Raw genomic sequence first — 23,198 nt, 5'->3', positions numbered from 1 at the left:
CCTTGAGGTCTTGCTTGCGTGATCATTTGAGTCGAATCCCGCGCCGGGCGCGGCCCTTGCCGGGCGTACCCGACTTGCCACCCCCCTTGGGAGTGGTGCCGCTCTCCTTGCGGCCGGTCTTGCTACTGGTCGAGGCGGATTTGGCGGTTCCGCCGGTCTTCTTGTTGGACGCCGGCGCCGTGCGCTTGTTCGCCGCGCCACCACTTGATTTGGGGCCGCTGGCGGCCTGGCCGGACGTGCTCGCACGCCCTTTGCTCTGGCTACCCGCGCCGCCGCTAGTCGTCCTGGCCTGGGTCTGCGTCTTGGCCTTTGTCTCTGTCTTCGTCGTGCCACTGGACGCCTTCTTCGCGGTCTTCGTACCCGCGGCACCGCTCCCGGCCGCGCCGGCCGCGCGGCTGGAGCCGCCCTTCGCAGACCGCGATTCCGTGGCGCCGGACGCGGACGTCGCCTTCGCCGACGCCGCGCGGGATGCCCCGCCGGCGCGGGACTTCGCTTTCTTTGGAGGCGCCGCGTCCTCGGCCTTCACATCCGCGTTGTCGGTGGCCGCCGGCGGGGTCGCCGTGCCCCGAGGCTCGGCGGCGGGCTCCGGCTCTTCCGGGCGACCCGCCGGTTGGGGTGCCTGCGCGACCGGCTCCGAATCCCCGGGACCGGCCGATTGGCGGTCCTGCGCCTTGCCCGCAGCCGGGCCGGAGCCCGTGTCCGACGGCCCGCCACTCGCCGGACCGCTACCGAAGCCCGGGGTGGAGCCGCCGCCCGACGGGCCGCCCGGCCCGCCGCCACCGTCGCGACGGCGCTCCAGCAAGGACCGGATCAGGCGCCACAGGGCGAACGCGAGATCGCGCAGGCCCTCGAGGAAGGCCAGGGCCAGGCACTTGAGGTACAGGCCGGCGTACTGCACCGCCTGGGTGACCGGCCCGCCCTCGCGCGGGCCGAAGAGGTCGTTGCCCGCGGCGGCGCCGGCGGTCGCGCCCGGAGCCGGGGTAGTCCCACCGCCATGGCCATTGCCGTTGCCGTTGCCATTACCGTTCGCGCACACCGCAGCCGCCTCGCCGTTTTCGTCCAGGCTGGTCGGACAGAAGGCACGCCGCCCGGAGATGCAGCCCAGCGGGATTACCAGCAGGGTCAGCAGGGTGGCCACCACGGTGCCGAACATCAGTGAGATCGCCATGCCCTGGAAGATCGGATCGAACAGGATCACGCTGGAACCGGCCAGCAGGGCCAGCGCGGTGATAATGATCGGGCGGGTACGCGCCTGACAGGCCAGGATCATCGCGTCGCGCACGTCATGGCCCTCGTCCACCGCCTGGCGGCCGAAGTCCACCAGCAGTATCGAGTTTCGGACGATGATGCCCGCGAGTGCGATGAAGCCGATCATCGAGGTCGCGGTGAACTCGGCGTTCATCAGCCAGTGGCCGGGGATGATCCCGATCAGGGTCAGCGGGATCGGGGCCATGATGATGCCCGGCAGCACGAAGTTGCCGAACTCCCAGACCACCAGCATGTAGATCAGGATCAGCGCGATCGCGAAGGCGATGCCCATGTCGCGGAAGGTCTCGTAGGTCACCGTCCACTCGCCGGCCCACTCGAACGCGGTGGAATCGTCATTCGGCGGCGGTCCCAGCCAGTGCGGCTGCACCTGGCTGCCATCCGGAAGCCGGTAGTCCTCCAGCTGCTCCTGGACCTCCAGCATCCCGTACACCGGCGCGGCCAGGCGGCCGACCACCTCGCCGGTCACGTACTCCACCGGACGCAGGTTCTTGTGGTAGATCGGCTCGTCCTGCGGGCGCTGGACAAACTCGCCGAGCTCGGCCAGCGGGATGGACCCGCCCTGCCGGGTAAACACGGGCAGCATTTCCAGCTGCCGGATGTCGTTGCGCGTGGCCATCGGCAGGCGCATCTCGATCAGGTGCGGCTCAACCAGCGACTGCGCCTTCACGTCGCCCAGGATCTGTCCGCCGATCGCGGTCTCCAGGGTGCGGTTGATGGTCTCGACGGTCACGCCGCGGCGCAGGGCCTTGTCACGATCCACATCAAAGTGCCAGACGTCGTGCGGCGCCTGCAGGAAGCTGTCCACGTCCGCTACGTGCTCGGCATTGGCGAACATGCCTTCCAGATCACGGGCGACCGCACGGCGGGTTGCCGCGTCGGGGCCGTAGACCTCGGCCACCACCGACTGCAGCACCGGCGGGCCCGGCGGCATCTCGACCACCTGGATACGCGCACCGGCGGCGCGAGCCAGCGGGGTCAGGCGTTCGCGGGCCTCGGTGGCGATCTCGTGCGAGGTGCGGCCGCGGTCGCCCTTGTCCACCAGCTGCACCTGGATATCCCCCTGCCAGGGTTCGTCGCGCAGGTAGTAGTGGCGCACCAGGCCGTTGAAATTGAACGGCGACGCGGTGCCAACATACGACTGCAGGCCCACCACCTCGTCCATCTCGCGCAGCACCTGTGCCATGTCGTGGCTCAGGGTGGCGGTCTCGGTCAGGGCGGTGCCCTCGGGGAAGTTCACCACCACCTGGAACTCGGGCTTGTTGTCCAGCGGCAGCATCTTCACGCGCACATCGGTGGTCATGAACAGGCTGACCATCAGGAAGAAGATCACGATCACGCCGATCAGGAAGGCATAGCCGCGCACGGGGTTGTCGGCCAGTCCCGGGATCGCCATGCGATAGAACCGACCCAGCTTCTCGGCCTGGCGGTGTTCCTTGTCGGTGGCCTTTTCGAGGTAGGCCATGCTGGGGCGCAGGCGCTGGGTCAGCCACGGGGTAAAGACAAAGGCCGCGACCAGCGAGAACAGCATGGCCACGGAACCCAGCACCGGGATCGGCTGCATGTACGGGCCCATCATCCCGGAGACGAAGCCCATCGGCAGCAGCGCCGCGATCACGGTGAAGGTGGCCAGGATGGTCGGATTGCCGACCTCGCGCACCGCATCTACCGAGGTCTCGGTATCGATGCCGCGCTTCATCAGCCAGCGTCGGTAGATGTTCTCCACCACCACGATGGCATCGTCCACCAGGATGCCGATGGAGAAGATCAGCGCGAACAGGCTGACGCGATCGATGGTATAGCCCAGGACCCAGGCGCTGAACACGGTGAACAGGATCACCACCGGAATCACGATCAGCACCACCAGCGCGGCGCGGATCCCGAGGAACAGCCCGACCAGGATGGTCACCGCGAAGGTCGCGATGAACAGCTTGAAGATCAGTTCGTTGACCTTCTCGTTGGCGGTCTTGCCGTAGTCGCGCGAGACCGCGACCTCGACGTTGTCCGGGATCACACTGCCCTTCAGGCGTTCGAGACGTTCGAGGACATTGTTGGCCACGGTCACGCCGTTGCTGCCGGGCTTCTTGGCGATCGCCAGGGTCACCGCCGCCGCGCCCTCCGGCGCCGCGTCCGGATCCACGGCGGCCGGCCCGGAGTAGTGCCGCACGAAGCGGTCCACCTCGCCCGGTCCGTAGGTCACCTCCGCCACGTCACGCAGATACACCGGCTGACCGTCACTGACCGCCACCAGCAGCTGCTCCAGATCCGCCGCCCCGGTAAAGAACCGCCCGGTGTACACCGCGGTGCTCAGGCCATCGCTCTCGATGCGTCCGGCGGCGCCCTCGACGTTCGCGGACTGCACGGCCTGTGCGATCTGGTCCAGACTGACATCGAACCCGGCCAGGCGCTCCGGCTGCACCTCGATGCGCAGGCGCTCCTCGCGCCCGCTGACCACGAAGCTCTGACTGGTATCGGGGACCTCGTTCAGCTGTTGCTGCGCATCCAGCGCGATTTGGCGCAGCAGGGCATCATCCACCTCGTGCGACCAGAAAGTCAGGTTCACCACCGGCACATCATCCGCGCCCTTGGCCTTGACCATCGGCTCGCTCACACCCGGCGGCATCAGGTCACGATTGGCAAACAGCTTGTCGTGCACCTTGACGATCGAGGACTCCATGTCCTCGCCTACATCGAACTGCACGGTCACCATCGCCTCGCCGCGATGCGATACGGAGTAGACGTTGTCGACACCGGAGAGCTCGCTCATCAGCCGCTCCAGCGGCCTTGCCGCCAGGCTCGCCACCTGCTCCGACGGCACGCCCGGGTAGGACACCATGATGTCCACCATCGGCACGGAGATCTGCGGATCCTCCTGGCGCGGCGTCACCATCAGGCCGAGGATGCCGATCGCGATACTGGCCAGCAGCAGCAGCGGCGACAGCGGCGAATGGATAAACGCCGCCGCCATGCGCCCGGCAATGCCGGGGTCGCCGTGCTTCTGCCGGAAACCGGTCTCGGATTGTCTGTCGTCTTCGGCCATCGAGCTTGAACGGTCCTGTTGTCGGTCTGGCGTCCCGGGCACCGCCAGGGGCGGCGCCTTGCCACCGGTGCGCCTGCCAGGGGCGCCTGCCGGTGCTGTGAATCCGGTTTTGGGCCGGAGAGGCGTCCCTACATGCGGCTCCAGGGATCGGCGTCACCCCCGCGGCGCCCGGCGCCCGCATCCGGAGAGCGTCCACCGACCGGCTGGCCGGAGCGCACGCCGGCATCCGGCCGCGCGAGAATCTGCATGCCCGGCTCCAGCCCGGAGGTCACTACCACCTGGTCCCCGCGCGACCCCCCAAGACGCACCATGCGCACCCGCACATGGCCCTCGCCGTCCAGCACGGCCACACGCGGCAAGGCGCCCCCCGGGATCAGGGCGGAACGCGGGATCACCACGCGGTTGCCCGGCGTACCGGCCTGCGGCAGATGCACCGCCGCATGCATGCCCGGCCCGCCGCGCACGCCCTGGGGCAGATCGAACTTGACGGTCACGGTATGGCGCTGGGGATCGGCCAGGGGGAAGATCCGGGCGACCCGGGCCTCCACCTCGTCGCCGGTATCCAGCCGCACCTGCACGTAGTCGTCTTCCTGCAGGCTGCTTACCAGCCGCACCGGCACCTGGGCCTCGATGCGCAGGAACTCGACATGGCCGAAGCTGACGAGCGGCTGCCCGGGCTGCACGGTGTCGCCTTCTTCGACGTGCTTGTGCATCACCAGGCCGTCAAAGGGGGCCTCGGAGCGGGTGTCGCGAATGGCGGCGTCCAGCTCGGCCACGCGGGCCCGGGCCTGTTCCCAGCGCGCCTGGGCCTGGTCCACGCCGATGTAGCGGGAGTAGAGATCGGTGCGTCGGTCCAGCGCGGGGTCGCCCATGCCCATGAACTGGCCCATCGGCTGGGTAAACATCTGGTCGAACATCGATGGCACGCCCATGCCGGGCATCTGCCCGATGTTGCGCGACTGCGGCGAAATCATCTCGCGGCCGTACTGCATCTGGGCCTCGCGGATCGCAGCCTCGGCGGTACGCATCTCGGCCTTGGCCGCCTGGCGCTGGGCGCGCAGCCGGTCATCGCTGATCGCCACCAGCACGGCTCCCTGTTCGAAACGGTCGCCCTCGGCACCGGCTACGTCGACCACGCGCCCGGAGGATTGCGCCGTCAGCGTGACCTCGCGGAAGGGAATCACCGTGCCACTGACCGACTGGGTGGCCGCCTGATCCGGCTCCACCGTGAGGACGGGGCCGGAGGCATGCACCACCGACAGGCCCCACAGAGGCAGTGCCAGTGCCGCACCCAGCAGGGTCCGAGCCAGAAGGCGTCGGGAGACTCGAGCAATCATGATCGTCCTACCTCGCGCCGAATGCCGCGATGAGAGAGGGGGTACCGGGCCTGCGCGCCTGCACGCGCCGGGGCCCGGGCAAACGATGGGCCGCAGCCGACCGACTGCCGGGGGAAACGGCAACGAGCCTGGTCCGGCGACCGGTGTCAGCCGGATGACCACCGAAGCGGGTATCCATATCCCAGTATGTAGAAGAACTCATGCCCAACTACAAGCAACGTATATGCCAGTATTGTGACATTCTTATAAAACAATCACTTGATTCTGATTTACTGATATTCAGGGCATACCTGTTGCAACACCCCCGTTTCGCGCTATAACCGAGACAGGGATTGGCGAAACGGGGGATTCCCGGGTGTTGCAGGAGGCCCCGGGTGTTGCAACACCGTCCCGCTGCCGCCGGCCCCTCCAACAAGAAAAAGGAGGCGGGATGACCACAACCGAACTGGCCGAGATCTGCATCCGACACAGTCGGGATCCACACCTCATCAGCGATACCCGGGGCCGGGTCCTGTTCGCCAACCCGGCCTTTCACCAGACCCTGCAAATCCCCCCGGATACCCCCCTGACCCTGGACCAGCTCGGGTCGCTGAATCTCGAGGCACATCTGAAAGAGGCCGCCGTCGCCGCCGGCGACGACGACGCCGACGCCAACCGCACCCCGCACGCCCTGCACTTCTCGCTGATGGCCGAACTGGAGGACGAGACCCTGCCACTGGAGGTCATCAGCCAGCCCCTGCGCCTGAACGACGACGCCCGCGCGCTGCGCCTGATCACCCTGCAGCCGCAGCGCCGGCGCACCACCTCGGTGGAGACCGTGAGCGAGGATGGTCGGGACGGACTCGATGACAGCCACTTCCACTCTCATGACGCCCATTGCCGCCCCACCCTGCAGTTCGCGCGGCGGGTCGCCGCCAGCGATGTGCGCGTGATGCTGCTGGGCGAATCCGGCACCGGCAAGACCCGCCTGGCCCGCGCCATCCACCAGGCCAGCCGCCGCGCCGAGGCGCCGTTTGTGGAGATCAACTGCGCGGCGATCCCCGAGGAACTGCTCGAATCCGAGCTCTTCGGTCATACCCGGGGTGCCTTCTCCGGGGCGGTCAGTGACCGCATCGGGCGCTTCGAGTCCGCCGACGGCGGCACGCTGTTTCTCGACGAGATCGGGGAGATGAGTCAGCGGCTGCAGGCCAAGCTGCTGCGCGCCGTACAGGACGGCGCCTTCGAACGCGTGGGGGAGAACACCACCCGGCAGGTGGACGTGCGCATCCTCGCCGCGTCGAACCAGGATCTGCGCAGCCAGGTGGAGGCCGGCGAATTCCGCACCGACCTCTTCTACCGACTGGCCGTCGCGACGGTGGACATCCCGCCGCTGCGCGATCGTCCCCGCGATCTCGCGGCCACGCTGCAGGCCTACGAGGTGCATCACGGCATCCGCATCGCGCCCCATCTGAAGGAAAAGCTGCAGGAACACCCCTGGCCGGGCAACTTCCGCGAACTGGAGAACGTCTTCGAATGCCTGACCCTGCACGCCCGGGATGGCCAGGTCGACGACTTCCCCCTGCCCCAGCCGATCCGGGTGGATGCAGACATGGGCGACACGATCCATGCCCCGCGTACCAACGGGCATAACGACGGCCGCACCGCCAGTGCCGAGCCGAATAGTCTTGGCGCCAATGGCACCCAGGCCAGCGAACATCCCGAGGCGCGGCGCCTGCGCGAGGCGCTGGTGGCCCATGCCGGCAACCGCTCGCAGACCGCGCGCGCCCTCGGCATGGATCGCAGTACCCTGTGGCGCAAGCTGCACCGCTACCAGTTGGTTTGAGGAGCACCAGCCGGACGCGGCGCCTCCACACGACAAAAGGCCCCGGAGATGTGCATCTCCGGGGCCTTTTTGATCGCCCGGGCACGGCGGCCCGGGATCGCTACTACCGGAACTGGCGCAGGTGACGCGCCCCGTCCCGGTGGTGACGGTCATACACCGGCGCCAGGCGCTCGACCATCACGCGTCGCTCGCCGGCGGGGAGCAGGTCCAGGGCGCTGTCCCAGGCCCGCATGGCCCCGCGGGCATCCCCCGCAGCATAGAGGGCGTTGCCCAGCTCGCCGTAGAGGTCGGCACGCTGAGCGGCCGTCGCCGGAATGTCCGCCAGCGCGGTCCGCAGGACAGCGGCCGCGGCCTCCGGCCCGTCACTCCAGTACGCGGCGCGACCGTTCTCCAGCGCCTCCTGCACCTGGCGCGCGACCTGCTCCTCGCTCACCGGCTCGCCGTCGGCCGTGGTGCGCGGCTGCTCCCGCGGGTCCGGAATCGGCCGATGCATGCCGGTGTCGTCGTCGCGCTCGTAGGCCTCGCCGGTCATCGGGTCCATATCGCCCTCCGACAGGCGGCCCTCGCGCGGCGGGCTCGCGGGCGTGCGCGCCTCGGCCGCCGGGTCATCCTCCGCCACGGCCACGGCCTCGACGTCTTCGTCCTCCGGCACCGCCTCCACGCTGGGCGCCAGCACGTCCCGCGCCGACCAGGCGATCAGCCACAGCACGATCACGATCAGGATCCACCAGCGACTCAGGAAACTTCTCTGCTTGTTATCTGCCTGTTCCATGCCTCACCTTTTCCGGTTATCCCCGTCCGATTCTATCCTGCACGGGTTCAACGTCCAGCGAAACGGGTACCGGGATTTCCTGCCGAACCCCGCGATTCACCCGCGCGCCCAAGCCGGCGGCAATCCCAGCACGTCCTGGTGACCGACCACCAGCTCGACCTCGCCCCGGGCAAGGGCGCGTGCCCGCGACTCGCCCCAGGCCTGCAACGCGGCCGCGCGATCTGGCACGACCTCGCAGGCCGCATCCACCCAACCGTCGATCAGGGCCGCCCCCAGCTTCGCCTGCCCGGCATCCAGGCGCCAGTCGCTCGCGCGCGTTTCCACGCGATGCCCGTGCGCCTCGAGCCGGGCCGCGCAGACCGACGCGGCGGTCGGGCCCAGCGCCGGCCCCAGGCCCTTGTCCGAACGCTGATGCCGATTCACCGCATCCTCCAGCTCGGCATCCAGGGGCTGCGGATCCGACCAGCGGATCCGCCCGTCATAGCTCAGCGCGAACAGGACCGCCGTCCCCTGGCGGGCACAGCCCTCCAGCAGCCGGGCAAGCCAGGCTTCGGACACCAGATCCAGCAACGCCGCCGCCGTCACCAGCGGCTCGTCCCCCGCGAGCGCCGCCGCCGGGTCTGCCGCCAGATCGGTCACCCGCCGCTCGAGCGCGACCCCGGGGCCCGGGGCCGCCGCGCGCTGCAGCAACCCCTTATCGTGATCCACCAGCCGCCAGTGTTGCGGGGTCGGCAGCCGGGGCGCGAGATAGCGCAGGTTGGAGCCGGTCCCGCTGCCAAGATCGGTGACCCTCAGGGCATCCCCCGTCACCCGGCCGGCCAGCGCCGCGCCCAGCATCGCAACCAGCGCGTCCGAGCGCGCCGCGTGATCCGCGGGTTCGCGCAGGGCGAGCCAGTCGGCGTCGAAGGTCTCGGTCATCGCAGCCAGTCCTCCAGCGTTCGCTCCAGCGCGGCCACCGCACCGTCCCAGTCCGGTCGTTCCGTCATGGCCGCGCGGGCCGCCCGGCCCATCCGTTCGCGCCCCCGCGGGTCGCGCAACAATCCCTCGATGGCCCCAGCCAGCGCCCCGATATCACCCGGCGGCACCAGACGCCCGGCGGCCTCGGGGACGGTCCCCGGGATCGCACCACCAGTGGTCCCGATCACCGGAAGCCCTCGGGCCATGGCCTCGGTGTAGGCCATGCCAAAACCCTCGTAGACACTGGGCAGGACGAACACCGACGCCTGCGCGTACCAGCCCTCCAGCATCGCATCGTCGCACTCGCCGGCCCATTCGATGCGACCCTCCAGCCCGGCCGCCGCGATCGCCGTCTCCACCCGCCGGGCATACGCCGCATCCCGATCGCGCGCGCCCACCAGCACCGCCCGCCAGTTCTCGGCCTCAAGCCGGGCCAGGGCCTGCACCAGTTCCAGCTGCCCCTTGCGCGGGACCACCGTCCCCACGCAGAGCAACAGCCGCGGCGCGCCGGGCGCCGGACCGGTCGCAGGCGGGCGCGCCTCGACGCCGGGCGGGATCGCCTGCAGTCGCTCCGGGGGCATGCCCCAGGCGGCCACCTGCCCCGCCGTAAAGGCACTGGTCGCGACCACACCCCGCACGTGCCCGAGGGCAGCGCGCTCCCGCGCGAGCAGGTCCTCCGACCGCGCCGGCGCCAGGCCGGTCTCCAGCCCCAGCGGATGATGCAGCAGGTAGATCAGGCGCAAGCGCACAGCATGTCGGGCCAGCACCTCGGGGAAGGCCCCCGCCGCCAGTCCGTCCAGCAGCACACCCCCGGCATCGGGAATGCCCGCAAGCGCGGTATCCAGCGCCGCCGCGGCCTCGGGATCAGGCCCCGGGAAGCAACCGTCCAGTTCATGGACCGCCACCCGCCAGCCGCGCGCCCGCAGACCCGCGACCATGCGCGCGTCGTAGCGATAGCCCCCTGTGCGCTGATCCAGCGCCCCCGGGACCACGAACGCTAGGGAAACACTGATCAATGTGCCCGCTCGCGCTCGAGTCGCTTTTGCGTGCGTTTAATGCGCGGTGACCGCCGTGCAGTCATTCTGCACAAGGGAGCCGCAACGCTGTGCGCGCGCCCGTTTTTGATAGCAACGGGCGGCCGAGCCCCTTGGGGTTGGTACCCCAGATTCCCCGATCCTGCGTTGCGACGCTTGCCGGTAGAACCACTACCGGCTGCGCACCGCGCCTTGTCTCGGAAAACCTGGGGTACCAACGCGAGCGTGCACATTAATCAGTGTTTCCCTTGTTCGCGCATTCCGCTCAGGGCGCGGCCTCGTAGCTGGCCCAGGCAATATGCGACTCGTTCAGCGTTACGCACACCGCATCCAGCTCGCGCGCGGACTCGCCCAGCTCGCCGGCATGGATGGCGCTTGCCACGCGCTGGTGCAGCGCGTGGGCCAGAAACTCGGTGGTCGTGTTCTGGCCGCGAAACTCCTCGCGCTCGTCCAGGTTCTGGTAATTGAGATCCGCCAGGAGGGCCTTTACGACCTCGCTGGCACGGCCGATATCGACCACCAGTCCGTCCGCGTCCAGCGCCCGGCGGCGGAAGGTGACATCGACCACGTAGGTCGCTCCGTGGAGCTTCTGCGCCGGGCCAAAGGTCTCGCCGGCGAAGCTGTGAGCAATCATGAAGTGGTCACGCACGTTCAGGCTGTACATCGGGTGGTTCCCCGTCTTGAGAAATAAAAGATCAGTAGCGGACGCGGTGGCAAAGGGTGCGGGCGGCCTCGGGCCCCGCGACGCGGGCCATCGCCGCGGGCAGATCGGCGAAGGCATCCTCGCCGGTGATCAGCGCATCGAGTGCCGGATCGGCCAGCAGGGACAATGCAAGCGCCAGGCGGCGGCGGTAATCCCAGCGCGCCGCGCGCTCCGGCGGGATGCGGCCCACCTGTGAACTGCGCAGCGTGAGCCGCCGCGAATGGAACGCCTCGCCCAGTGGTGCCGGCACCGGCTGGTCGCCGTACCAGCTCATCTCCACCACCCGCGCCTCGACCCCGGCCAGGTCCAGGGCCTGCGCCAGCCCGGCCGGGTTGCCGCTGGCATGCACCACACCGTCCAGTCCCTGCAGCTCCGGGTTCCCCCGCGCCGTCTCCGGCGTACAGAGCGACAATCTCAGCGCCGCCGCCACGGGTTCGCGGGCGGGATTGGGGTCGATCAGCGTGACCTCGGCGCCCGGGATCGCCCGCAGCAACCCGGCCACCAGCAGGCCCACCACGCCGGCGCCGATCACCGCAAGGTGATCCCCCGGACCCGGTTGCAGATCCCAGACCGCGTTGATGGCCGTCTCCATGTTGGCCGCCAGCACCGCGCGCCCCGAAGGCACGGCATCCGGTATCGGCACCACCGCGGCGGCCGGCACCGTGTAGGAGCTTTGATGCGGATACAGGCAGAACACCCGCTGCCCGTCCAGCCCGTGCGCCGCACCACCCGCCTCAACGGTGCCGACGCTGATGTAGCCGTACTTCACAGGCCACGGGAATTCGCCGGCCTGGAACGGCGCGCGCATCGCCTGATACTGGCTCTCCGGCACCCGACCGTGGAACACCAGCGACTCGGTCCCGCGGCTGATCGCCGAGAACTGCGTGCGCACCCGCACCGCGTCCGGGCCCGGCTCCGCCAGTGCCTCCGGACGCAACGCGCCCGTGCCCGGGCCGGTGACCCAGAAGGCCTGTTCGGAGCCGGCCGTGCTCACCGGGAGGGTCCCGGAAACGGGGTGCGCTGCCACATGGTCATCCGCGCAGTGTGGGCGAAGGGCGCAGCGACCGGCAACTCCCGGTGCCCCGCATGGTCGCAAGACCAGGGAGTGCCACCCGCGCGCCCCCAGGACGATCGCCAACGGAGCGCTACAATCCCCGCATGGAGTCTTCCCCTGCCAAGCCTTCCCCGTTGCGCCTGCAGGCCGGCCTGCGGGTCTGGGCGACCGACTGGCTGCTCGCGGGCCTGGCCGGCCTCGCCGTAACCGGTGCGCTGGTTTGGCACGCGCACGCGGGCCAGCCAACCGTCGCCGGTTTCGTCACGCTCTGGCTGGTGCTGGGTGCCATCCTCGTCAGCCGCACGCCGGCGGCCGGAGTGGCGTCTTCCGGGCGCGGCCCCGGCCCGGCCAACCGGGTCACGCTCCTGCGCGCCGCGCTGACCGCCCCGCTCGGCGGCCTGGTCCTGGCCGCCCCCACCCCGGACGAACCGGTGCTGGCGCTGTGGGTGATCGCCCTCGCGGGCCTGGCACTGGTGCTGGACGGGGTGGACGGGGCCGTCGCGCGCCGCACGGACAGCGCCAGCGCGTTCGGTGCCCGCTTCGACATGGAGCTGGACGCCGCCATGATCCTTGCCCTGTCGATCCTCGCCTGGCAGATGACGGCGGTGGGGCCCTGGGTGATCCTGATCGGCCTGATGCGCTACGCCTTCGTGCTGGCCGCCCGCCCCCTGCCCTGGCTGGCCGCGCCGCTGCCGCCCAGCCGGCGCCGCCAGGCCGTCTGCGTGTTGCAGACCGTGGTCCTGCTACTGGTCCTGATCCCCGGCCTGCCCGCACCCGCCGCCATCACCATCGCCCTGGCCGGCCTGCTGGCTCTGGGCCTGTCCTTTGCCGTGGATATCCACTGGCTGTACCGCCACCGACCGGAGGTGTGTCATGACTGACGCCCGCAACAACCGCCGCCCCGCCCGCCTGCGCCGCCTGCTGCTGGGTGGCCTGCTGGCCACGGCCCTCGCGCTGCCCGCGCAGGCCCTGGCCGATGCCGACCGCTGGGTCATCGACCCCGACCACTTCGCGGTCGGCTTCCTGGTCGATCATGCCGGCTATGCCAAGGTCCTGGGCATGTTCCTGGAGGCCGAGGGCGAGTTCGTCTTCGACCCCGACACGGGCGAGCTGGGCGACGGCCATTTCGTCATCCAGACCGACAGCGTGTTCACCAACCACGCCGAGCGCGACGACCACCTGCGCAACGAGGACTTCCTGAACGTCGAGGAATACCCGGAGATGCGCTTTACCGCCACGCGCTACGAGCCGACCGGCGAGAACACCGGGCGCCTCAGCGGCGGGCTCGAGCTGCTGGGCGAGACCCGCACCATCCACCTCGACGTGACGATCAACAAGGTCGGGCGCTACCCGTTCCCGCTCGGCGGCCTGTTCGGCCGGCCTTACGTGCTCGGTGCGTCGATGCGCGGCAGCTTCAACCGCTCCGACTTCGGCATGACCTACGGCCTGACCCGCGACATCGTCGGCGACGAAGTCGAACTGATCATCGAGTTCGAGGCCCAGCGCCAGTAACGCCCGGCCGACTGAATGTATTCACCACGAAGCACACGAAGGCACGAAGAAGGGCCAGGGCGGATTGCACCACAGAGGGCACAGAGGACACGGAGAAGGACTGACTACAGGGCGGTACGCTGGAGTCTACGTTGCTGCCGGGCGATCGCGGGGCACGGGGCAACACTCCCCCGTCATCCCGGCCGCAGCGAAGCGAAGAGCCGGGATCTCCGGCCCCTGGCACCCATGTCACGGCGCACCCCGAAGGCGCGGGTCGCGATCGCCCCGAAATAGGCAGGATGCGGACGAGGCGAGCGAAACGCCCATTGAAGGTCAAGGACGCTGTTCACCACGAAGGGCACGAAGATACGAAGGAAGGGCCAGGGCGGATCGAACCAGCCAGGGTATGGAGAAGGGCGGGGAGCCCGGACGCACGGCGATGGTGCCGTAGAACAGGAACCTTCTGAAAAAAATCCGGTTCGGGGGCTCAAGTCTGCGGGGATGCAGCCGTCACCGGGGACAGGCCCGTTCCCCCTATCGAGTGCAACGGGCCTGCACATTCAGAACCAGGAGTACGAGATGGACGCAAGCGCGATTGCCGCGATGGCCACGCAGAACAGCCAGCAGCAGGTGGCCATGCAGAAAGACGTGGCCGTGCAGAAGAAGGCGATGGAGTCGCAGGAGATGGCGGCTCAGTCGATGCTGCAGGCCATGCCCGACATCGGCGAGATGCAGGCCGCCACTCAGGGTCTGCCGGACAACGTCGGCACCAACATCAACACGACCGCCTGAGACGTTACCAACTGTCCGTCCAGAAAGGCCCCGGCGCACTTATGCCCGGGGCCTTCTCTTTACTGGGCCAGCACCCGGCCCGTTCCGGCAACGATCGACTTTCTCCGTGTCCTCCGTGACCTCTGTGGTTACACGCCCTTGCCCTTCCTTCGTATCTTCGTGCCCTTCGTGGTGAACAAAGGCCCTTGCCCTTCAGCCCCCATCCCCGGCGTTACGCCCGGACGCATCCGCGGGCGCACGACAGACCCGCGCGGCGAAGCGCCGCATCACGCCCCGCGCCAGACGGTCTTCCGGGTCGATGCAAAAGCCGGCCTGTTCCACCGCGGCCTCGGTATCGCGGTTCGGGTGACAGCCGCCGGTGATACAGGTCCAGGCCGGCTGCACCCGGTCCTGGGCGCGGGCCAGCAGCGGCCGCGTGTGACGTACATGCTCCAGCATGCGCAGCTCGCCCGCCTCCGCCAGCACCCGGCGCACCTCGCCGAGGGCCCGTGGCGGATCCTGCACGCTGCAGAACACCAGGCCGGAGACCACGGTATCGAAGGCGCCGTCGGCAAACGGCAGGGCCTCGGCCCGCGCCACCACCAGCGGCACGGAAGGCGCCCGCCGCCGGGCCCGGCGCAGGGCCGCCAGGTCCGGGTCGATGCCGATGACCCGTTCCGGATCGGCGTACAGCGGCAGGTCGCGCCCGGTCCCGCAGCCGATCTCCAGTACGCGGCCGTGCGCACCGGCCACCAGACGCCGGCGCCAGCGCCGCAGGCCCAGCAGCTCGGCACCGGCCATCAGGCCGTCGTACAACCAGGGGATCTGTTCCAGACCGCGCATCGAGACTCCCGGGGACAGGAAAATGTGATGCCCAGCACATTCTTTCGGCGACTGTCAGGAACCTGTTTCCACAGTCCCTGTCCACTTATACAAGTTGCGGAAATCATCGGCTCGTGGCAACGGCAGCCGGTTTTCCGCCGTTCGGACCAGAACCCTCCATCACACGGGTGTCCGGACGATCTTTGGCCCGACCTTCGCGTCGGGCCATTTTTTTGTGGGGTGACCCCGCCCGGCAGCCCCGGGAACGGTCAGCTGCCCGTGCGACCGATCAGGTTGAGGAACTCGCGCCGGGTCCGGCCGTCCTCGCGGAAGGCGCCCAGCATCACCGAGGTCGCCATCGACGAATGCTGCTTCTCCACCCCGCGCATGGTCATGCACATGTGCTTGGCGTCCACCACCACGCCGACCCCCTTGGCGTTCGTCACCTGCATCAGGGCCTCGGCGATCTGGCGCGTCAGGCTCTCCTGGATCTGCAGGCGCGCCGCGAACATGTCGACAATCCGGGCGATCTTGGACAAACCGATCACCTTGCCATTCGGCAGGTAGGCCACATGCACCTTGCCGATAATCGGCAGCAGGTGATGCTCACACAGGGAGTACAGTTCGATATCGCGCAGCAGCACCATCTCGTCGTTGTCCGACGAGAACAGGGCCCCGTTGACGATACTGTCCAGGTCCTGGTGATAGCCACGGGTGAGATACTGCATCGCCTTCGCGGCGCGCATCGGGGTATCCAGCAGGCCCTCGCGCTGCGGGTTCTCGCCCAGGCCGGCGAGGATGTCGCGATAGCGCTCGGCGAGCTGTTCCGGGGCCGCCAGCGGCTGGCCCGAGGCATTGGTGGCCGTCGGCTCGTCGGCCGTCCGGGCGTCTGCATCCATCATCGAGTCCTTGTGTTCGCTCATTCTTGCGTTTTCCTCTGTCCCGGCTCAGGCCGTCAGCGTGACCGCGAAGCCGGAGGCCAGCGCCAGCATCGCCCCGGCGGTCAGCACCAGGCGCAGGCCCAGGTAGCCCCGTGGCAATGCGCGGCGATACAGGCTCAGCCGATCCACCCACAACACCCCGAGAAACAGCACCGTCAGGGTCATCAGCGCCTCCGGCAGCGGCTGCAGGACGGCCAGCCAGGCCAGGATGGACGGCACCACCGCCCACACCGGGGCCGCGAGCGGGCCCACCCGGTGCTGCCGATCCGCCAGGAAGATCCCCCAGTGGATCGCCCCCAGGAACGACAGGATCACCGCACCATAGAGCGCCAGGGCCTCCAGCGCGAAAGCCTGCCATTCGGGCTGGGCCATCCATGCGCCCAGCCCGAAGAATGCGAAGGGTAGCAGGCCGCCCACTCCGAGGACCTGCAGGGCCGGCGCTGGCGCGTCCGGGCGCGGCCCGTCACCGCGCGCCTGCAGCGCCCGCTGCCCCAGATACTCGCGCAACTCGGGCAGCCCGCCGATCACGCCCTCGCGCGCGATAAAAAGCGGCAGCACGGCCGCGCCGGTGGCCTTTTGCAGCGCGTGGAACTGCTCGCGGTTGTGCGCCGACCCCATGCCCCACTCCAGCCGCTGCCAGCGACCCGGGGCCGTTGCGTCCAGCAGCGCCTCGGCATCGCGAAAGTCCGACAGGCCGGACGTAATGCCCACGATCTCGTGCGTGGCCAGGGCCTCGCGCACCTCCTGCGGCCATTCGGGGGCACCGGCCTGCGTTTGCTCGTCTGTCTTCACGGTCCATGTCTCCGTTGGTAAGCGGTGCCTCGCGAAGCGCCCCCGGCGCAGGAAAGCCGGGAACTTTCGCTCGGCCACCATTTACAAAGATTGTACAGCTATTGTATAAGTTGTCCATCACCTTTCAGGCCCGGAGAACCACCACCATGAAACGCTCGCGCATCGCCGTCATCGGTGGAGGCATCGCCGGCCTGTCCGCTGCCTGGATCCTGCAGACCCGTCACCAGGTGCACCTGTTCGAGTCGGAACCGGAACTCGGTGGTCACGCCCACACCGTGGACGTGCCCGACCCGCAGGGTCGCACGCCCATCGACACCGGGTTCGTCGTCTACAACGAGCGCAACTACCCGCTGCTGACCCGGCTGTTCACGGACCTGGGCGTTGCCACGCAGGACACCGACATGTCTTTCGGCTACTCGCGCCAGCCCGACGGGGTCGAATATGCCGGCTCCGATCTGAACACCCTGTTCGCCCAGCGCCGTAACCTGGTGCGCCCGAGCTTCCTGCGCATGGCGGGCGACATCCTGCGATTCAACCGCTTGGGCAAGGGCCTGTTCGAACGTCACGAGACCCCGGAAGGCACGCTCGGGGCCTTCCTCGACCGACATCGCCTGGGCCGCGGTTTCACCGAGGACTACCTGCTGCCGATGGCCGCCGCGATCTGGTCCTGCCCGCCGGAGGAGATCCGCGAGTTCCCGGCCGCCAGCTTCCTCCAGTTCTTCCACAATCACGGCCTGCTGGACCTGCGCGACCGCCCGCAGTGGCGCACCGTGGTCGGCGGCAGCCGCGAGTACGTACAGCGCCTGGCGCAACGCCTGGAACCCGGTTGCATCGTCCACCAGCCGGTGCGCGCGGTGATGCCGGAGTCCGGTCAGTGGCGCGTCCTGACCGATGCCCAGGGCATCGGGTTCGACGCGGTGGTGTTCGCCTGCCACGCCGACACCGCGCGCTGGCTGCTGAACGGCGCTGTCCCCGCGCGCGACCGGCTCCTTTCCGCCTGCCGCTTCCAGGCCAACCACGCCATCCTGCATATGGACCCGGCCCTGATGCCCCGCTCGCGCCGGGTCTGGTCCTCCTGGAACTACCTGTCCGGGCGGACCACACAGGCCCGCGACCGCGTCTCGGTGTCTTACTGGATGAACCGTCTGCATCGTCTGGAACGCCGTCAGGACTACATCATCAGCCTGAACCCCTGGCGAGACCCGCACCCCAGCCTGGTCCTCGGCGAGCAGCACTGGGAACACCCGGTCATGGATACAGCGGCGGAGGCGGCCCGCCAGCGCCTGGCGGCGACCCAGGGCGAGGACGGCCTGTATTTCGCCGGGGCCTGGATGGGCTACGGCTTCCACGAAGACGGCCTGCGCTCGGCCGTCCGTGTCGGTCAGGCCATGGGCATCGAACCGCCCTGGTCGCACGCGCCGGATGCCCCCGCCCGTCCCGGTCACACGCCGGTGGCCACCGCACACGGCGGCGGGCCGGCCCCGCTCGGCGCGCCGGCGGCGCAATCGCGGAACACCTGAATGGACGCCGCCCTCGTACACGGCACGGTGCTGCATCAGCGGTTCTTCCCGCAGCAGTACCGCTTTCGCTACCCGGTCATCAGCGCGCTGTTCGATATCGACCGCCTCGCCGAGACCACCCGGCGCTGCCGCTTGTTCTCGCGGGACGGCTTCAACCTGTTCAGCCTGCGCACCCGGGACCACGGGCCGCGCGACGGCCGCCCCTGGCGGCCCTGGATCGAGGCGCATCTGGCCGATTACGGCATCGACCTGGCCGGCGGTCCGATCTATCTGCTGGCCATGCCGCGCGTCCTCGGGCATGCCTTCAACCCGCTGAGCGTCTGGTATGCCTGGCACGCCGACGGTGACCTGCGCGCGATCCTGCTGGAGGTGCGCAACACCTTTGGCGAGCACCACCACTACCTGCTGCACGAGCACGGCGCGCCCATGGCCGGTCCCGTGCGCCAGGAGAAGCAGAAGGCCTTTCACGTATCGCCCTTCATCGACATGCACGCGCGCTACGCCTTCAGCCTGACGCCGCCGCGTGCGCAGGTCGGGGCATCCCTGCGGATCGCGATCAACGAATACCAGGATCAGGACCTGATGCTGACGGCCACACAGCATGGCCGCCTGCGCCCGTTCAGCGACCGCACCCTGCTGGGCGCCTTCCTGAAACAACCCTGGATGACCCTCAAGGTCCTGCCGCTGATTCACTGGCAGGCGCTGAAGATCTGGTGGCGTGGCGGGCGCTACCACCCGCGGCCCGCACCCCCCGCACAGGAGATCGACTAATGGCCCTCGACCACCTCGACACCCCGCAGGACGACACCACCCGGCCGGACTGGGCCCTGCGCCTGATCGCGCGCGCACTCAAGGACATCGACACCGGGCAGATCACCCTGATCGGCCCGTCGGGCGACCGCGTGACCCTGCGCGGACGCAAGGCCGGGGTCGAGGCTGTCTGGCACTTCCGCCGCCCCTGGCGCGCGATCCTGCGCCTGCTGCGCCACGGCGACATCGGCTTTGCCGAGGGCTTCATCAGCGGCGACTGGATCACCCCGGACCTGCCAAGCCTGCTGCGCTTCGCCACCGACAACGAGCCCGCCCTCGCGGCCCTGGCCGATCGTCCGGCCTGGCAGCGCGGCCTCGACCGCCTGCGTCACTGGCGGCACCGCAACAGCCGGCGCGGCAGCCGCGCCAACATCCGCTTCCATTACGATCTCGGCAACGACTTCTACGACCTGTGGCTGGACCGCACGATGAGCTATTCGTCGGCCCTGTTCACCCGCGGCGACGAGGCCCTGGAACAGGCCCAGACGCAGAAATACGCCCGTCTGCTGGATCAACTGGACGCCGAACCGGGCGCGCATATCCTGGAGATCGGCTGCGGCTGGGGTGGCTTCGCCGAGATGGCGGCCCGGCGCGGCTATCGCGTGACCGGCGTCACCCTGTCGCAGGAGCAGCTCGACTACGCCCGCGAGCGGATCGAACGCGCCGGCCTGAGCGATCGCGTGGAACTGCGCCTGCAGGACTACCGCGACCTCGACGGGACCTTCGACCACGTGGTCTCCATCGAGATGTTCGAGGCGGTGGGCGAGCAGTGGTGGGCGACCTACTTCGACAAGGTGCGCGCCTGCCTGCGCCCCGGCGGCCGCGCGGCGCTGCAGGTGATCACCATTGCCGAGCACGCCTTCGAGTACTACCGCCGCAATGCCGACTTCATCCAGCTCTACATCTTCCCCGGCGGCATGCTGCCCTCGGTCCCGCGCTTCAACGCAGAGGCCGAACGGGCCGGACTCGCCGTGACGGACCAGGCCTTCTTTGGCGCGGACTACGCGCGCACCCTGCGCCACTGGCACCAGGAGGTGCGCCAGGCGGAGCCGGTGATCGAGGCGCTCGGCTATTCACAATCCTTCCTGCGCATGTGGCGCTACTACCTCGCGTACTGCGAGGTCGGCTTCGACACCGCCCGCGTGAACCTGATGCAGGCCGTGCTGCAAAGCCCCGTCGATGCCACCCCGCCGGGCAGCAGCGCCCCCGCGACTCGATGAAGTGAACACCCTGCGCTGGCCGCGGCTGTTCGCCTACGGCGGTCTGGGCATGCCCCTTGCCGTCCTCGGCCTGCCGCTGTACGTCTTCCTGCCCGCGCATTACGCCGAGCACACCGGCCTGGGCGTCACCCTGGTCGGTCTGCTCCTGCTGCTGGCGCGGCTGCTGGATGTCGTGACCGACCCGCTGGTCGGCCATCTGTCCGATCGTATCCCCGGGGCCTGGCGCCGGCGGGCGGTGATGCTGGCCGGCGTGCCGCTGCTGTTGCTCGCCGCGCCGTTCCTGTTCCGCCCGCCGGCCGAGGCCGGCGCGGGATACCTGCTGCTGTTCAGCACCCTGGTCTATCTGGGCTGGACGCTGGTCGCCCTGCCCTATGCGGCCTGGGGCGCGGAGCTCTCCGGCGACTACCACGAACGCTCGCGCATCACCGCCGCGCGCGAGGGCTTCGTCGTACTGGGTACGGTCACGGCCGCCGCACTGCCGGCGGTCCTCGGCCTGCAGGACGATGCCGGGGCCGCGCTCGCGGCCCTCGCGGTGCTGCTGTGGGTACTGCTGCCGGTCGCCTTCCTGATCCTGCTGTGGCGCGTGCCGGAACGCCCCGGAAGGCTCGCGCCCGTGCCGTGGCGCGCTGGCTGGGGCCTGCTGCTGGGCAACCACCCCTTCCGCCGACTGATCCTGGCGTGGATCCTGAACGGCACCGCCAACGCGATCCCCGCCACGCTCTTCCTGCTGTTCATCACCCACGTGCTGGAGGCGCCGGGCCATGCCGGGCCGCTGCTGCTGGTTTACTTCGTCACCGGCATCCTCGCCCTTCCGCTGTGGCTGCGCCTGGCGCGGCGCCTGCCCAAGCACCGGGTCTGGACACTCTCGATGCTGCTGGCCTCCAGCTTCTTCATCTGGGTGCCGTTCCTCGGCGCCGGTGACGTGCTGGCGTTCTACGCGATCACCGTACTGACCGGGCTCAGCCTCGGGGTCGATCTCGCCCTGCCGGCCGCGATGCAGGCCGATGTGATCGACCAGGACACCGCCGACGGCGGCGGCGAGCGCGCCGGGCTGTTCTTCGGCCTGTGGGGCATGGCGACCAAGCTGGCCCTCGCGCTGGCCGTCGGCCTCAGCTTCCCGCTACTGGGCGCGGCCGGATTCTCGGCCGATGGCGACAACAGCCCCACCGCCCTGCTCGTCCTGGCCCTGGCCTACGCCGGCCTGCCGGTCCTGTTCAAGCTCGCGGCAATGGCCCTGATCTGGCGCTTCCCCATCGACGCCGACGCCCAACACACCCTGCGCGAACGCATCCACGCGCGCGAACAAGCCACCATCCCCGCCCAGCCCGGAGGCACCCACCCATGATCCACCGTATCCGACCCTCCCGTTTCGTGGCCTCGCTTCTGGCCACCGTGTTGCTGACCCTGTCGCTCGCCGCCCCGGCCGCGGCCGCCACCGAGATCGACGGCGTGCGCTTCGCCGAATCGGTCACCATCGACAACACCACAGTGCCCCTGCGTGCGGGCCGGCTCTATCGCTACACAGTGTTCCGCGTCTACGTCGGCGCGCTCTACGTACCCGAAGAAGTCGCTCCGGAGGATGTCCTGACCGCCGACGTGCCCAAGCGCCTGGACCTCGAATACCTGCGCGCGATCAGCGCCGACGACTTCCGCCGCAGCGGTAACAGCCTGCTCGAGGACCAGCAGGACGCGGAAACACTGGCGGCGCTGGCCGACCGGCTCGACACCTTCAACGCCGCCTACCGCGACATGGAGGCCGGCGACCGCTACGCCCTGGAATACCGCCCGGGCCACGGCACCCGCCTGCTGCAAAACGGTACCCCGCTGGTCGAGGTCCCCGGCCGCGACTTCGCCGAGGCCTATTTCGGCATCTGGCTGCACCCGGTAGACCCCCTGTCCCGCCGCTTCCGCGACACCCTGATCGGCGCACGCTGATCACGGCCACGTCACGCACACGGGAGTCATTTACCCGTCATTGCGAGGCGCGAAGCGCCGCGGCAATCGCCCAGCCTCTGGCACCGCGCCCATGCCGTGCCCGTCAACGCGAGGCACCATGCGCCGTGGCGATCGCCTTGCGGTGCCTCACGATAAAATCCCGGTCGCCGCGCAAGATCCGCAGTAACCCAATCTCCCACCACCCACGCCGCACATCGAACCGTCCCCATTCCGGGAAACCCTTCACAGGAAGATTCCCGCAACCTGAACTAGACTCTTCCGTCCGGGGCCAGGGTCAGGACGGCCGGGGAGCCAGCCACGCAATCGGATCGCTCGCACACGCGGGCGCGGCTCTCCTTTACGGCATGCCGGAGGAGGATACCCATGCAACATCGCATCACCTTGCGGGAGGCCACCTGGCCTGCCGACGCCGACGCACTGTCCCTGATCCGCCGCGAGGTCTTCGTCGAGGAGCAGGGCGTACCCGAGGCCCTGGAATTCGATGGCCTGGACCCCGCCGCCCTGCACTGGCTGGCCATCGGGGCGAACAACGAACCGGTCGGCACCCTGCGCCTGCTGCCCTCCGGCCAGATCGGCCGCATGGCCGTGCGCGAACCCTGGCGCGGGCACGGCATCGGCTCGCGCCTGCTGGACTGCGCCATCCAGGCCGCCGCCCGCCACGGCTGGCGCGAGGTCTGGCTGAACGCCCAGAACAGCCGTATCGGCTTCTACGCCCGCCACGACTTCTTCGTCATCAGCGACACCTTCGAGGACGCCGGCATCCCCCACCGCCGCATGCTCCACCGCATCCACACCCCGATCCCGCGCCCGGCGGCACCCTATTCCCATGCCACCCACACCCACGCGACCCAGTCAGTGTAGCCCCGCTCGCGCCCCGTAGGAGCCGGCTT

20 protein-coding genes are annotated in these 23,198 nt (G+C 69.3%); 10 read left to right on the top strand and 10 right to left on the bottom strand.

Annotation, left to right across the window (positions count from 1 at the left end):
* Positions 1 to 22: 22 nt before the first annotated feature.
* Together D105_RS0106575 and D105_RS0106570 are read right to left on the bottom strand one after the other, a co-directional pair.
* On the bottom strand, positions 23 to 4,306 hold the full coding sequence (locus D105_RS0106575) for an efflux RND transporter permease subunit (protein WP_018877913.1): 4,284 nt from the start codon (positions 4,304 to 4,306) through the stop codon (positions 23 to 25).
* Between the two features lie 128 nt (positions 4,307 to 4,434).
* Positions 4,435 to 5,643, bottom strand: a complete 1,209-nt coding sequence (locus D105_RS0106570; RefSeq protein ID WP_018877912.1) for an efflux RND transporter periplasmic adaptor subunit — start codon at positions 5,641 to 5,643, stop codon at positions 4,435 to 4,437.
* 430 nt (positions 5,644 to 6,073) lie between these two features.
* Here D105_RS0106570 and D105_RS0106565 point away from each other — a divergent pair, with 430 nt between their 5' ends.
* On the top strand, positions 6,074 to 7,465 hold the full coding sequence (locus D105_RS0106565; protein WP_018877911.1) for a sigma-54-dependent Fis family transcriptional regulator: 1,392 nt from the start codon (positions 6,074 to 6,076) through the stop codon (positions 7,463 to 7,465).
* 103 nt (positions 7,466 to 7,568) lie between these two features.
* Here D105_RS0106565 and D105_RS0106560 read toward each other — a convergent pair whose 3' ends face one another.
* The 5 genes from D105_RS0106560 to D105_RS0106540 form a co-directional block, all read right to left on the bottom strand.
* Positions 7,569 to 8,237, bottom strand: a complete 669-nt coding sequence (locus D105_RS0106560; protein WP_018877910.1) for a hypothetical protein — start codon at positions 8,235 to 8,237, stop codon at positions 7,569 to 7,571.
* A gap of 96 nt (positions 8,238 to 8,333) precedes the next feature.
* Positions 8,334 to 9,155, bottom strand: a complete 822-nt coding sequence (locus D105_RS0106555) for a hypothetical protein (RefSeq protein ID WP_018876150.1) — start codon at positions 9,153 to 9,155, stop codon at positions 8,334 to 8,336.
* Complete coding sequence (locus D105_RS0106550) at positions 9,152 to 10,186, bottom strand: glycosyltransferase (RefSeq protein ID WP_018877909.1); 1,035 nt, start codon at positions 10,184 to 10,186, stop codon at positions 9,152 to 9,154. The genes D105_RS0106555 and D105_RS0106550 overlap by 4 nt, the downstream gene beginning before the upstream one ends.
* A gap of 307 nt (positions 10,187 to 10,493) precedes the next feature.
* Positions 10,494 to 10,892: a 6-carboxytetrahydropterin synthase gene (locus tag D105_RS0106545; protein WP_018876148.1), complete on the bottom strand. Its 399-nt coding sequence runs from the start codon at positions 10,890 to 10,892 to the stop codon at positions 10,494 to 10,496.
* Between the two features lie 31 nt (positions 10,893 to 10,923).
* On the bottom strand, positions 10,924 to 11,925 hold the full coding sequence (locus D105_RS0106540) for a zinc-binding alcohol dehydrogenase (protein WP_018877908.1): 1,002 nt from the start codon (positions 11,923 to 11,925) through the stop codon (positions 10,924 to 10,926).
* Positions 11,926 to 12,089: 164 nt separating this feature from the next.
* On the opposite strand from D105_RS0106540, the gene D105_RS0106535 reads away from it, so the two are divergent.
* The 3 genes from D105_RS0106535 (at position 12,090) to D105_RS0106525 (ending at position 14,268) form a co-directional block, all read left to right on the top strand.
* The gene (locus D105_RS0106535; protein ID WP_026280437.1) at positions 12,090 to 12,866 is read left to right on the top strand and encodes a CDP-alcohol phosphatidyltransferase family protein; all 777 of its coding nucleotides are present in this window, start codon (positions 12,090 to 12,092) and stop codon (positions 12,864 to 12,866) included.
* The gene (locus D105_RS0106530; protein ID WP_018877906.1) at positions 12,859 to 13,497 is read left to right on the top strand and encodes a YceI family protein; all 639 of its coding nucleotides are present in this window, start codon (positions 12,859 to 12,861) and stop codon (positions 13,495 to 13,497) included. The genes D105_RS0106535 and D105_RS0106530 overlap by 8 nt, the downstream gene beginning before the upstream one ends.
* Positions 13,498 to 14,055: 558 nt before the next feature.
* Positions 14,056 to 14,268, top strand: a complete 213-nt coding sequence (locus D105_RS0106525; protein WP_018866450.1) for a YjfB family protein — start codon at positions 14,056 to 14,058, stop codon at positions 14,266 to 14,268.
* 192 nt (positions 14,269 to 14,460) lie between these two features.
* Here D105_RS0106525 and D105_RS0106520 read toward each other — a convergent pair whose 3' ends face one another.
* From D105_RS0106520 to D105_RS0106510, 3 genes are all read right to left on the bottom strand, one after another.
* Positions 14,461 to 15,090: a class I SAM-dependent methyltransferase gene (locus D105_RS0106520; protein ID WP_018866449.1), complete on the bottom strand. Its 630-nt coding sequence runs from the start codon at positions 15,088 to 15,090 to the stop codon at positions 14,461 to 14,463.
* A 248-nt stretch (positions 15,091 to 15,338) separates the two neighbouring features.
* Positions 15,339 to 15,992, bottom strand: a complete 654-nt coding sequence (gene folE, locus D105_RS0106515; protein WP_018866448.1) for a GTP cyclohydrolase I FolE — start codon at positions 15,990 to 15,992, stop codon at positions 15,339 to 15,341.
* A gap of 24 nt (positions 15,993 to 16,016) precedes the next feature.
* Entirely contained in the window at positions 16,017 to 16,802 is a 786-nt protein-coding gene (locus D105_RS0106510; protein WP_018877905.1) for a DUF3429 domain-containing protein, read from the bottom strand.
* A 146-nt stretch (positions 16,803 to 16,948) separates the two neighbouring features.
* Here D105_RS0106510 and D105_RS0106505 point away from each other — a divergent pair, with 146 nt between their 5' ends.
* The 6 genes from D105_RS0106505 (at position 16,949) to D105_RS0106480 (ending at position 23,169) form a co-directional block, all read left to right on the top strand.
* Positions 16,949 to 18,322 (top strand): NAD(P)/FAD-dependent oxidoreductase, encoded by a 1,374-nt coding sequence (locus D105_RS0106505; RefSeq protein WP_018877904.1) that lies wholly within the window; start codon positions 16,949 to 16,951, stop codon positions 18,320 to 18,322.
* Complete coding sequence (locus tag D105_RS0106500; protein ID WP_018877903.1) at positions 18,323 to 19,093, top strand: DUF1365 domain-containing protein; 771 nt, start codon at positions 18,323 to 18,325, stop codon at positions 19,091 to 19,093.
* Positions 19,093 to 20,352 carry a cyclopropane-fatty-acyl-phospholipid synthase family protein gene (locus tag D105_RS0106495; protein ID WP_018877902.1) on the top strand — a complete coding sequence of 420 codons (1,260 nt, stop codon included), beginning with the start codon at positions 19,093 to 19,095 and terminating at the stop codon, positions 20,350 to 20,352. The genes D105_RS0106500 and D105_RS0106495 overlap by 1 nt, the downstream gene beginning before the upstream one ends.
* Positions 20,312 to 21,697 (top strand): MFS transporter, encoded by a 1,386-nt coding sequence (locus D105_RS0106490; protein ID WP_196801063.1) that lies wholly within the window; start codon positions 20,312 to 20,314, stop codon positions 21,695 to 21,697. The genes D105_RS0106495 and D105_RS0106490 overlap by 41 nt, the downstream gene beginning before the upstream one ends.
* Positions 21,694 to 22,287, top strand: a complete 594-nt coding sequence (locus D105_RS0106485; RefSeq protein ID WP_018877900.1) for a chalcone isomerase family protein — start codon at positions 21,694 to 21,696, stop codon at positions 22,285 to 22,287. Before D105_RS0106490 ends, D105_RS0106485 begins: the two co-directional genes overlap by 4 nt.
* A 384-nt stretch (positions 22,288 to 22,671) precedes the next feature.
* The gene (locus tag D105_RS0106480) at positions 22,672 to 23,169 is read left to right on the top strand and encodes a GNAT family N-acetyltransferase (RefSeq protein ID WP_018877899.1); all 498 of its coding nucleotides are present in this window, start codon (positions 22,672 to 22,674) and stop codon (positions 23,167 to 23,169) included.
* Positions 23,170 to 23,198 lie beyond the last annotated feature (29 nt).

It is taken from the genome of Thioalkalivibrio sp. ALE28 (genome assembly GCF_000377425.1).
Lineage (GTDB): Bacteria > Pseudomonadota > Gammaproteobacteria > Ectothiorhodospirales > Ectothiorhodospiraceae > Thioalkalivibrio.
The sequence above is the reverse complement of the archived record's forward strand: the minus strand, read 5'-3'. Positions and strand labels throughout refer to the sequence as shown.

Coding starts and splice junctions, on each gene's coding strand:
- D105_RS0106575 (WP_018877913.1), bottom strand. CDS start 4,306: ATGGCCGAAGACGACAGACAATCCGAGACCGGTTTCCGGCAGAAGCAC.
- D105_RS0106570 (WP_018877912.1), bottom strand. CDS start 5,643: ATGATTGCTCGAGTCTCCCGACGCCTTCTGGCTCGGACCCTGCTGGGT.
- D105_RS0106565 (WP_018877911.1), top strand. CDS start 6,074: ATGACCACAACCGAACTGGCCGAGATCTGCATCCGACACAGTCGGGAT.
- D105_RS0106560 (WP_018877910.1), bottom strand. CDS start 8,237: ATGGAACAGGCAGATAACAAGCAGAGAAGTTTCCTGAGTCGCTGGTGG.
- D105_RS0106555 (WP_018876150.1), bottom strand. CDS start 9,155: ATGACCGAGACCTTCGACGCCGACTGGCTCGCCCTGCGCGAACCCGCG.
- D105_RS0106545 (WP_018876148.1), bottom strand. CDS start 10,892: ATGTACAGCCTGAACGTGCGTGACCACTTCATGATTGCTCACAGCTTC.
- D105_RS0106535 (WP_026280437.1), top strand. CDS start 12,090: ATGGAGTCTTCCCCTGCCAAGCCTTCCCCGTTGCGCCTGCAGGCCGGC.
- D105_RS0106530 (WP_018877906.1), top strand. CDS start 12,859: ATGACTGACGCCCGCAACAACCGCCGCCCCGCCCGCCTGCGCCGCCTG.
- D105_RS0106525 (WP_018866450.1), top strand. CDS start 14,056: ATGGACGCAAGCGCGATTGCCGCGATGGCCACGCAGAACAGCCAGCAG.
- D105_RS0106520 (WP_018866449.1), bottom strand. CDS start 15,090: ATGCGCGGTCTGGAACAGATCCCCTGGTTGTACGACGGCCTGATGGCC.
- folE (WP_018866448.1), bottom strand. CDS start 15,992: ATGAGCGAACACAAGGACTCGATGATGGATGCAGACGCCCGGACGGCC.
- D105_RS0106505 (WP_018877904.1), top strand. CDS start 16,949: ATGAAACGCTCGCGCATCGCCGTCATCGGTGGAGGCATCGCCGGCCTG.
- D105_RS0106500 (WP_018877903.1), top strand. CDS start 18,323: ATGGACGCCGCCCTCGTACACGGCACGGTGCTGCATCAGCGGTTCTTC.
- D105_RS0106495 (WP_018877902.1), top strand. CDS start 19,093: ATGGCCCTCGACCACCTCGACACCCCGCAGGACGACACCACCCGGCCG.
- D105_RS0106490 (WP_196801063.1), top strand. CDS start 20,312: ATGCCACCCCGCCGGGCAGCAGCGCCCCCGCGACTCGATGAAGTGAAC.
- D105_RS0106485 (WP_018877900.1), top strand. CDS start 21,694: ATGATCCACCGTATCCGACCCTCCCGTTTCGTGGCCTCGCTTCTGGCC.
- D105_RS0106480 (WP_018877899.1), top strand. CDS start 22,672: ATGCAACATCGCATCACCTTGCGGGAGGCCACCTGGCCTGCCGACGCC.